Origin of the sequence: Cohnella phaseoli (assembly GCF_003386235.1) — a bacterium.
Taxonomy (GTDB): Bacteria; Bacillota; Bacilli; order Paenibacillales; family Paenibacillaceae; genus Cohnella; species Cohnella phaseoli.
Window position 1 is genome coordinate 81,637 of record NZ_QRDZ01000035.1, and the last position, 9,459, is coordinate 91,095.

5 protein-coding genes are annotated in these 9,459 nt (G+C 53.0%); 2 read left to right on the forward strand and 3 right to left on the reverse strand.

Annotated elements, in window-relative coordinates; translation table 11 throughout:
- Window positions 1-85 precede the first annotated feature (85 nt).
- On the forward strand, window positions 86-1,234 hold the full coding sequence (locus DFP98_RS31665; protein ID WP_116064655.1) for a glycerate kinase: 1,149 nt from the start codon (window positions 86-88) through the stop codon (window positions 1,232-1,234).
- An 854-nt stretch (window positions 1,235-2,088) separates the two neighbouring features.
- On the opposite strand, the gene DFP98_RS31670 is transcribed toward DFP98_RS31665, so the two are convergent.
- From DFP98_RS31670 to DFP98_RS31680, 3 genes are all read right to left on the reverse strand, one after another.
- Complete coding sequence (locus tag DFP98_RS31670) at window positions 2,089-3,258, reverse strand: copper amine oxidase N-terminal domain-containing protein (protein ID WP_181918063.1); 1,170 nt, start codon at window positions 3,256-3,258, stop codon at window positions 2,089-2,091.
- A 71-nt stretch (window positions 3,259-3,329) separates the two neighbouring features.
- Window positions 3,330-4,982 carry a response regulator gene (locus DFP98_RS31675; protein ID WP_116064643.1) on the reverse strand — a complete coding sequence of 551 codons (1,653 nt, stop codon included), beginning with the start codon at window positions 4,980-4,982 and terminating at the stop codon, window positions 3,330-3,332.
- 24 nt (window positions 4,983-5,006) lie between these two features.
- The gene (locus DFP98_RS31680; RefSeq protein ID WP_116064644.1) at window positions 5,007-6,740 is read right to left on the reverse strand and encodes a sensor histidine kinase; all 1,734 of its coding nucleotides are present in this window, start codon (window positions 6,738-6,740) and stop codon (window positions 5,007-5,009) included.
- Between the two features lie 188 nt (window positions 6,741-6,928).
- Between DFP98_RS31680 and DFP98_RS31685 the strand changes: the two genes are divergently transcribed.
- A partial coding sequence (locus tag DFP98_RS31685) for a DUF4832 domain-containing protein (protein WP_116064645.1) occupies window positions 6,929-9,459 on the forward strand: 2,531 nt, incomplete at its 3' end.

A 9,459-nucleotide genomic window follows, 5' to 3' on the forward strand; every position in this document is an offset into this window, starting at 1 on the left:
TTAATATCATTGGAAGCAGGGTTGTCCGGCCGTCATCGCGGCTGGGCGGCCCTTTTCCTCTAAAGAGAAAGGGGAGTTCATGAAGATGAAGGTGTTGTTGGCTCCGGATTCCTTCAAGGGAAGCTTAAGCGCCGTGCAAGCCGCGGAGATCATGGTTCGGGCCGTACGGGACGAGTTGCCGGGCGCGGAGGCGGTCGCCCTGCCGATGGCCGACGGGGGAGAAGGCACGGTCGACGCGCTCGTGACGGCGGGCGGCGGGGAGAAGCGGTTCGTGGAAGCGACGGGACCGCTTGGAGATCAGGTTCGTTCGTACTATGGGACGATCGGCGGAACGGCTGTGCTGGAAGCGGCGAACCTGTTCGGGCTGCCGATGGTGCTGGAGGCGGACCGCGATCCGTTGCGGACGACGTCGGCCGGTCTGGGCGACGCCATGCGGGCGGCGCTGGACGCCGGCTACGCGGAATTCGTCGTTGGGCTGGGCGGAAGCGCTACGAATGACGGCGGCATCGGAATGCTTCGGGTGCTGGGCGCGACGTTCCTCGATCGCTCCGGGAAGCCGCTGCTCGGGTTCGGCGCGGACTTGGCGGAGATCGCGACCGTCGATTTCTCCGGGCTCGATCCGAGGCTCTTGTCCGCCCGGATTACGGTTGCGTGCGACGTCCGCAATCCGCTGCTCGGCGAGAGCGGTGCCTCGGCCGTCTACGGCCCGCAGAAGGGGGCGTCTCCGGAACTGTGCAGACGGCTGGATGCCGCGATGGCCGCTTACGCGGACAAGGTAGAGGCCGGACGGGCTCCTCTGCGGGACGTTCCCGGGGCCGGCGCGGCGGGCGGCCTCGGTTTTGCTTTCCTGGCGCTCGGGGCGAAGCTCGCTCCAGGCGCCGAAGTGCTCGAAGCCCATCTCGGGCTGCGGGAGAAAATCCGCGACGCTGATTGGGTCGTCACCGGAGAGGGGAGAAGCGACGGGCAGACGATGTACGGCAAGCTTCCTCTCCACGTCGCCCGGCTGGCCCGCGAGGAGGGCACGAAAGCCGTACTGCTGTCGGGCAGTCTCGGAGCGGAAAGCGAGAAGCTCGCGCCGAATTTCGCGGGCTGCTTCTCTATCGTCGAAGGGCCATCGACGCTGGAAGAGTGCATGCGAAACGCCGAGCGGGGATTGTACCGCTCGACGCGCAGCCTGATTCGTCTGATCTCCGCGGCAAGCGAATTGGCGGTTCGCGGTCCCGAGCGGGACTGAAGGTTTGAATTGGTTTGGAGGAAACGTTGGCAGAGCAGCGCGACCAACAAACCGGTCAACAGCGAGGTGGGAACCATACCTCCTGAATTTAGAAGGGCAATTTGGAAATCCATTAAAGGATAGTCAGGTGGTTGTTTTAACAAATGACAATAAATTAAATTTCAATGCTGTCATGAAATCATTACTTTCCAGTAGCATGGATTATAAGCAAAGTGTTCCACCGTTTAGATTAGTATGGATTAATGGACAAGTATAATTTAAACGCCTTCTTTGGGAAGGCCATCGAAAAGTTCATTCACACCAAAAGGGACTGTCCTCATAAGCAGAGTTGCTCAAGACGATCGATAGACAAAGAAGGGGGATGCACCTCCGGAGAACTATGCTTGACCCACAACACTTCCAGATAATTCCCGGAAGTTATTCATATAATTATCGAAGACGCTTTAGTGACATAGAATCCCTGACCTTGGTTGATTTATACGATTTTTCCTACAAACGTTCGTCGTTTGAGTCTGATCCGAGTTGCTTTGTGCGGTTCTTCCTACAAAAGTCCGCCATTTAAGCCTGGTTCGAGCTGCGTTGTACGAATTTTCGACTAACTTCCCTGCGTAAGCTCATTTGTGCAAATAGACCCGTCGTAAAAGTTTAATATCCAATAAATTGTAAACGTTGTGAGTCATGATTAGCCCGGAGACTGCCTCATACGCTCCTGAAATCACCTTATCATAGGTTTCCCCATTCAGATGGTTTCAGGAGTGTATAGCATCGGAGAGAGGTACATCCCCCTTGCACCTTGTTCATCGATTATCCAGCAGAGCAACTGGGTTGGCTTATGAGACAGCCCTTTTCTCTAGTTACTTCCGCTTCCAAACCGTGCCGTCAGAGTAAGCGACTTTGGTGATTGTGATGTTGCGGAGGGAGCTTGTGTTATCCTGCCACAGCAGATCCCAAGTGAATGTCGCGTAGTCGCCGGAAGAGAGCTCGAAGGTTCGCGTAATACCTTTGAACAGGCTGGAGCCCGAAGTCGGGTCGATTACCGGATCTCCGTAATTATCGTAGCACTTAAAGGTGACGTCGAAAGAAACGATCTTCTTCTCGGTTAAATTGGCCACCCGAATGTTGGCTTCCGGAGTATCGAGAACGCTGTAAGTAATGAAGGAATCGACGACTTTAAGCGGAACATACTTGTTCTTAATTAATTCCTGCTTTAGCTCTTGCTTGAATCGTGCTGTTTGCTCCTCGATGACTTTCTTGAACAGCGCGGTAAGCGTGTTCTCGAAATCCCCGGAGAAGATGTATTTATGGGCTTTGTTATAGCTCTTGCTCTCCGTAACGTTCTCCGTGTCATCGGCCCCCATGGAGATACTCTTGACGGCGCGTCCGAGATAATAGGTATCATCTTCACCTGGAACGGCATCCCCTGGGATGAGCTTGTAGAGATTAAAGGCGCCCTTCTTGCCCGGCTCCAAAGTCACGGAATGGCTGTAGGTAAAGTTGTGCGTATCGTTGGAAGAGAACTCCTCGTAGTTCACGGTGAGGGTTTGCTTGCTGCGGTTTTTGACATAGGTGTTCGTGATTTCCAAAGGAAGACCTGTGTAGTAAGGTCCTTTATTCTCGGCAACCGTCTTAATAAGAGTCGTATTTCCCTTCGTGGTGAGACTTGCGCCAAGGCTGTCGGTCAGAAAACGCAAGGGCAGCATGACGCGGCCGTTCTTCTCCACTGCCGGCGTTCCCAATATCAAATACATGCCGTTAATGGTAGCGGTGTACTCCCCGATTACGATGGCGATCGTCGTTTCACCGCTATCGCTAGTGCCTATAATGCGTTTGCTGGATTTGTCCCATTGAAACTTAAGGCCCAACGCTTCAATCGTCTCTCTGGCGGAAACAAGCGTTGTTCCATTTTCCGAAATAGGCTCCTGCGCATACTGCACCTTTGTCCCATTAACATAAATGGCTTTGCTGGCAGATGCTGCTGAAGAAACCGGAACGGCCGTCACAAACAGAAGAATGGTTAAAAGCATAAGAAAAGGTATCTTTCGGTTAGTCATACGAATCCCCTATCTCTATGGTGAAATATGTAAGTCCCCATTGATTATAGCACCCGAACCTTCAGCTCGCGATACTCCTGAGGGGTCATATGCGTATGCTTCTTGAACATTTTGATGAAATAGTTATGCTCCAATCCGACTTCTCTCGCGACCTCATGAATCTTCATGGCGGTTTCCGTTAGCAGGGAGGTGGCTTTGTCGACTCGTCTCTCGGCAATGTATTCCGCGAGTCCGTGCCCGGTCGTTTGCTTGTACAATCTGGACAAGTAGGAGGGACTGAGATTTGTCACTTCGGAAAGCTTGGTCAAGGACAGATCCTCGTGCAAATGCTCCTTGATGTACAAGTGCAAGCGAGTGACAACAGAATTGGATTTCTCCTCTTGCTCGTCATGCCGTTTGGCGAACAGCAGAGCGACGACGTTCTCGAAATAATGCGCGGCCGCTTCCCAGTTCGGATGGTCGTCGGTTCTCATTAGCCCGTCGAAGTCTTGCTGTTCTAACAGATCCTGGGTCGCTTCCAGCCGATTCAGATAGGATAAGATCATCGTGGCTATGCTGTAATACATCTCCGTATAGTGTAAAGGATCGTGAGCCGCGGATTGCAGCATCCCGCTGCAGAGGGAGGCGAACTCCCCAGCGTCCCCGCCCTCCAAGTAAGATTCGAGTAGTGGAATATTTCTTCTCTGCCCCGCGAGGCTTGCGTTGTCTCCGGATGAATGGACACCTTTCGAGGCCGTCCCGGGCGATCTCTCCACTGGGGGGAGATCCGTCAGCAGACTTTCTCTGCCCAATCCGAGTCCGCGTCCGAGCAAACGAATCAACCGATTGAAGGCGGAAGGGAGCTCGCTCCACGAACAGAAGCTGCCGGAGATTGCGAACGATATCGGAAGATGAAGCACGCCGCGGCTGGCGGACTGGACGGAATCCAGCGTTTCGTGGACGCGTTGGACGAATGCGGACATGTTAGCGCCGTCCCCTTCTTGGGGCTGGATCAGCCATATGAATTTGGCACGGTCATACGACAGAACCGCGATCCGGCAATTTGAGAAATACTCCTGAGCGATATTGTGAATGGCAAACGTCAGCAGCTCCCGGTCCGCGAAGGAGTAGTCGCCCGGCCATTCATCTACGCGACCGACGACGATCAATACGGGATCGGCCGTACTTAAGGAGATGCCGAGCTCCGCGAATCGGTGTCGAATGCCTTCGCTTTGCAGACGTTCGCCGTTCAGCAGGCTCAACAAATACTCTTTTTGCAGCAGGGGTTTGGCCAGATGCAGCTCTTTCCGAGCTTCCTCCATCAGCTGATCCTTCTCCCATTCCTCCTGCAAGGCGGCAATGGCATGGTGGAACGCTTCGAGGATTCTTTCGTCGCCCTCCGTTTTTAATACGTAATCCAGCCCTCCATGCCGCATGGCGGTCTGCACGTAGGAGAAGTCGTTATACCCGGTCAGAAAAATCGTTTTACAGAAGGGCCATTGTTTCTTAATGATTTGTTGCAGCTCCAGCCCACTCATGCCGGGCATTCGAATGTCGGCGATCACGATATCGATCTTATGCGCCGATAGGAGGGCTAGCGCTTCCGAAGCCGAGTAGGCTTTCAGAACGTCGAGCTCCACGGATTCGAGCTCCAGGAACAGGTCGTACAATCCGTCTACTATAAACGGTTCATTGTCGATAAGCAGTAATCTGTACATATAATAACAACTTCCTTTCTCCGGTTACATGGACGTCGTTCGAGGCAATCGGATCGTGACTGAGAACCCTCCGGATTCCCCCTGAGCAATGACAAGGCCGTATTCGGCGCCGAACTGCAGCTGCAAGCGTCTGTGCACGTTGAGGATACCCGTCGTCTCCAGCCCGGCATCTTGTACGTCCAGCTTCCTCCGAAGATTCGCGATCAATTCCTCATCCGCCAATTCCCCGTTATCCTCCACCCGAATGAGCAAGTCCGCCTGATCCTCGGCGAATTGTACCGTCAGCTTCGCACCTGTTTCTTTCTCTTCCAACCCGTACTTGTACGCATTTTCGAGAAGCGGTTGGATAATGAGGCGAGGCACCGTCAGGTCGACATACGACGCCGGCAGCTCTCCGAACGCGACCTCGATCTGGCTGGCGAATCGCATCTTCTGAATTTCTACATAGTTTTTGGCGTGCTGCACTTCTTCGGCCAAGGTGACGGTATCGCTGGAGTTGCGCGTAATAAATTGAAAGTAATCGGACAAGTACTTGGAGAAGCGGATTTGATTTTCGTCCCGACTCTTCTTGGCCAGCCGATACAGGATAAATAAGCTGTTGTACAGGAAATGGGGATTGATCTGCGACTGCAGCTGTTTGAGCTCTGCGTGCTGCACGCGGAATTTCTGCTCGTACACTTCCTGGATCATCTGCTGAAGCCGTTGAACCATGGCGTTGAATTGCGTGTACAAGTACTGGAACTCATCGCGGCCCCGATAGTCGAAGGCGACGCTCAGGTTGCCATGCTCCACTTTGCGAAAAGCGCGCACTAGGGTTCTTAACGGCCGGTGAATGAGACGGTACACCGAATACGACACGATCATAATAACGATAAGCGTCAGGATAGAGATCATCCAAAACCAGACGGTATATCGGTCCAGCGGGCCGAGTACGGTGCTCTCCCGCTCATACATGATCAGCGTTGTGCCTAACGTTTTCGATTTCTCGAAGGCGATTAAATACTTCTGTCCGTCGACGGTTGCCGAATGAAGCTCCGCATTGTCGGCATTGTCCGCTTGAATGACGGAGTTGATGGCTTGCAGGAAGCCTTCGGGCTCATCGCCGCCGATCCTCCAGCCATCCTCGAAATGGACCAGCATCGTATTGCCAGCCGTGTGGTTCGTAAATTGCAGCAGAGCGTTTTTCAGCAGTGGGATCGAGATTTCGATATCGACGACAAAATCGGGCGGCTGCCGATTCGACTTGATCGGGTACGGCAAACTGATGAACAGGCGGTCCTGCCAGTAAATAAAAGGGGACTCGAAGTGATTGGTAAGGACGTTAAGCGCATCGAATTCATCTTGTTGAATGGTACCGAAGTTGTCGTCCGAGATCGTCCTGTCGATGGAGGGAATATGAACGCTGGCTTCTTGGATATAGGTGCTTGAGTTCTTAATGACGGACAGTTCCTTCTGCAGGTTGCGGATGGCTCCCCGCTGCTCGTAGTAGTTCATAATCTCCGTACGATTGCTTAATAGATCGAGGTCGTCATAGCGAGCGAATTCCCGCATGATGGCAATCGTGCGTCCGAATTCGTTCTCCAGCGTGCTATTGTAGAAGTGAACCTTCGATAGCATGGAGTTCGTAATTTCCGATTTTACGCTGGCAGAGCCGTACTTGTTCATGACAAGGCTGAGCGTGAACAGCGGCGTCAACACGATCAGGAAGGTGATGATGAGCTTCGGGTATATTTTAATCGTATCGAAAAGCGCTTTCATGATGTTCCCCACCTAGCTTCGTCAGAATATGTAACAGTTGATTCGCTAATCGCGGGCTGGATTCCTGTCGCGCTGCGCTCCATATCAACAGAAAACGATAAACGTAAAAAGAGTTCTATATAGGATCAAAATCTAGCTCATTATAATCGACATTGTAAGCGATTCCAATACAATGGAGGTTATGGTGGATGATGGAGCTGAAATTTGCCAGACGATTTGCGCTTCCTATTTTACTATTGGTTGCTTTACTGGGGGAGAACTTCGTCGGATTGTTGCCTAAGGCGGAGGCGTCGGCCACGGTAGATATTACGCCGGTGGAGACGGATGAGGTTCTGCATAACCCCGGCATGGGGCTGACTGTAACCGAGATCGCTTATCCGGGCTTGATGGATATGGGGGTCTCTTCAGGCTTCGAAGAAGTGGACATTGTCGCGATCGCTACGACATGGGGGTATATCGAAAGGGAGGAAGGAGTATACGATTGGTCATACGTTGATCAGCTCTATCATTATTGGGTGTCCAAAGGCAAGAGAATCGCTTTCAAATTGTCCGTCGAGCCTTTCTATTACGCGGACGGTCACCAGGAGCTGCTGCCGGAGTGGCTGTTCACGGAATACAATCTGCCTTATCAATACCAGACGTTCGGCGGAGGAAGCGACGCGAAGTGGGTGGATCAGAACGACCCGATCTATAAGGAGAAGCTGACTGCCTTTATGACCGAATTCGCTAATCGCTACAAGTACGACCCGAATGTGGAATACGTCGATCTAAGAACGTACGGTTTGTGGGGAGAGGGACAGACCGGTTATGTATATCCGACGACAGAGAGCAGAAGATCGGCTTTTATCGGCTTGATCGACATCTGGAACAATGCTTGGGAAGGCAGGAAATGGCTGCTGCAAAATAATATTCTGGAGGGCACGGCATGGCCGGACGATCATGCTCCGTCTTATAAGGATTACGAGGACTTTCTGTACATGTCGGCTTACGACTACAGCGCTTCGAAGCCGCGAATTTCTTTCCGCAGGGACGGTATCCCGGATTTTTACCGCGATTACGAGAAGCAGCTGCTGGACGATGTTTTCTTTAATACCGATTTGCCGTTAGGCGCGGAATATTGTTTCGCTTATGAGCATTACAAAAGCAGCAATAAAGTCGAATGGGCCAACAATGAGATAATCGATAAAATGCATTTCAACTTCTTGAATTTGCCGGGGTGGGAGCCTGCGCACGATGCGGACGATTATTACAATGAACGACCGGATGAAGTCCGCAGAATGTTAAAAAACATCGGATACCGCTTTGTCCTGACGAATGCGCAGTATCCGGCGGAGGTGGCGGCCGGCGAAAGCTTTACGTTCGATCATACTTGGGTGAACCGGGCGACCGGCAAATCGCCGGAGCAATATCCGCTGAAAATCTACTTGGTAGACGGCAACGGCCGAACGGTCTGGTACGGAACGGACTCTGAGTTCGATCAACGCCGCTTCTTCAAGGGCAATTCCTATTCCGCTCAGTCTACGTTCAGTCTTCCTGCCCATCTGAAAGGCGGCACCTATGACGTCAAAATCGCAATGGTAGATCGACTGTCGGGGAATCCCGCGATCGAGTTGGCCATTGAGGGGAAAGACGCCGAGAAAAGATATACAATCGGCCAAGTGACGGTCATCCCGTCGCTGCCAACGCTTGAGGCAGCCAAAGCCTACGACGTCGGCGGGACGCCGGGAACGGCAAGCGGGGATCAGCTGGTACTGAAGTTCGATTACGCGACCAACGGCAACGTAAATCCGGTTGCCGGAAAGCTCGTATTGTCGAACGGCCATACGCTCGGCACGTATCCTTCTTTTGCTTGGAGCGGCGACAATCGGACGTTAACCATCACCTTAGGCAATAACCCGACGGTCGAGGCCGGCGATACGATCTCTCTGACGGCAGGCAACGGCATTAAGGACTCGATAGGACGAGTCGAAGTGGTAACGGATGAGCCGATGACGATATCGGGCAGCTTTAATCCAATGTATCAGCTATCGGAGCAGTATTCCTCGGTGCAAGGGCAGAACGGCTGGCGCTACATGTATCACGACGGCAACGGGTATGTGGATATGGCATGGGACGGGGCCAAGTGGAAAGGGCCGGATGCTATCTCCTACTTGTTCATCGAACGCTCCGCGCACATGCTTGCGGAAACGTATGATGCTGTGCCGACCTGGGAAGCGCCGTTCGATGGAACCGTCCGCATCCGCGGCACGGCGAAGATGGATGACGACGGAGGGAATGCGTGCTACGGATGCGGGGACGGGATACGCACGAAGATTATGAGGAACGGGTCGCAAGTTTGGCCGTCCTCAGGATGGCAGGCGATTCAAGCCACGGATTTGGTGGGTATCGAGCATGACTTCATGATCGAAGTCCAGCAAGGGGACCGCCTTTACTTCGTGATGAACCGGAACGCGAACCACTATTTCGACGGCGCCAGCTGGGATCCTTCGATCGAATACGTGATTCCGGAGGTGCCGACGCTTGAGGAAGCCAAAGCTTACGACGTCGGCGGAACTCCGGGAACGGCAAGCGGCGATCAACTGGTACTGAAATTTGATTACGCGACCAACGGCAACGTGAATCCGGTTGCCGGAAAGCTCGTATTGTCGAACGGCCATACGCTCGGCACGTATCCTTCTTTTGCTTGGAGCGGCGACAATCGGACGTTAACCATCACGTT

Coding starts and splice junctions, on each gene's coding strand:
- DFP98_RS31675 (WP_116064643.1), bottom strand. CDS start 4,982: ATGTACAGATTACTGCTTATCGACAATGAACCGTTTATAGTAGACGGA.
- DFP98_RS31670 (WP_181918063.1), bottom strand. CDS start 3,258: ATGCTTTTAACCATTCTTCTGTTTGTGACGGCCGTTCCGGTTTCTTCA.
- DFP98_RS31680 (WP_116064644.1), bottom strand. CDS start 6,740: ATGAAAGCGCTTTTCGATACGATTAAAATATACCCGAAGCTCATCATC.
- DFP98_RS31665 (WP_116064655.1), top strand. CDS start 86: ATGAAGGTGTTGTTGGCTCCGGATTCCTTCAAGGGAAGCTTAAGCGCC.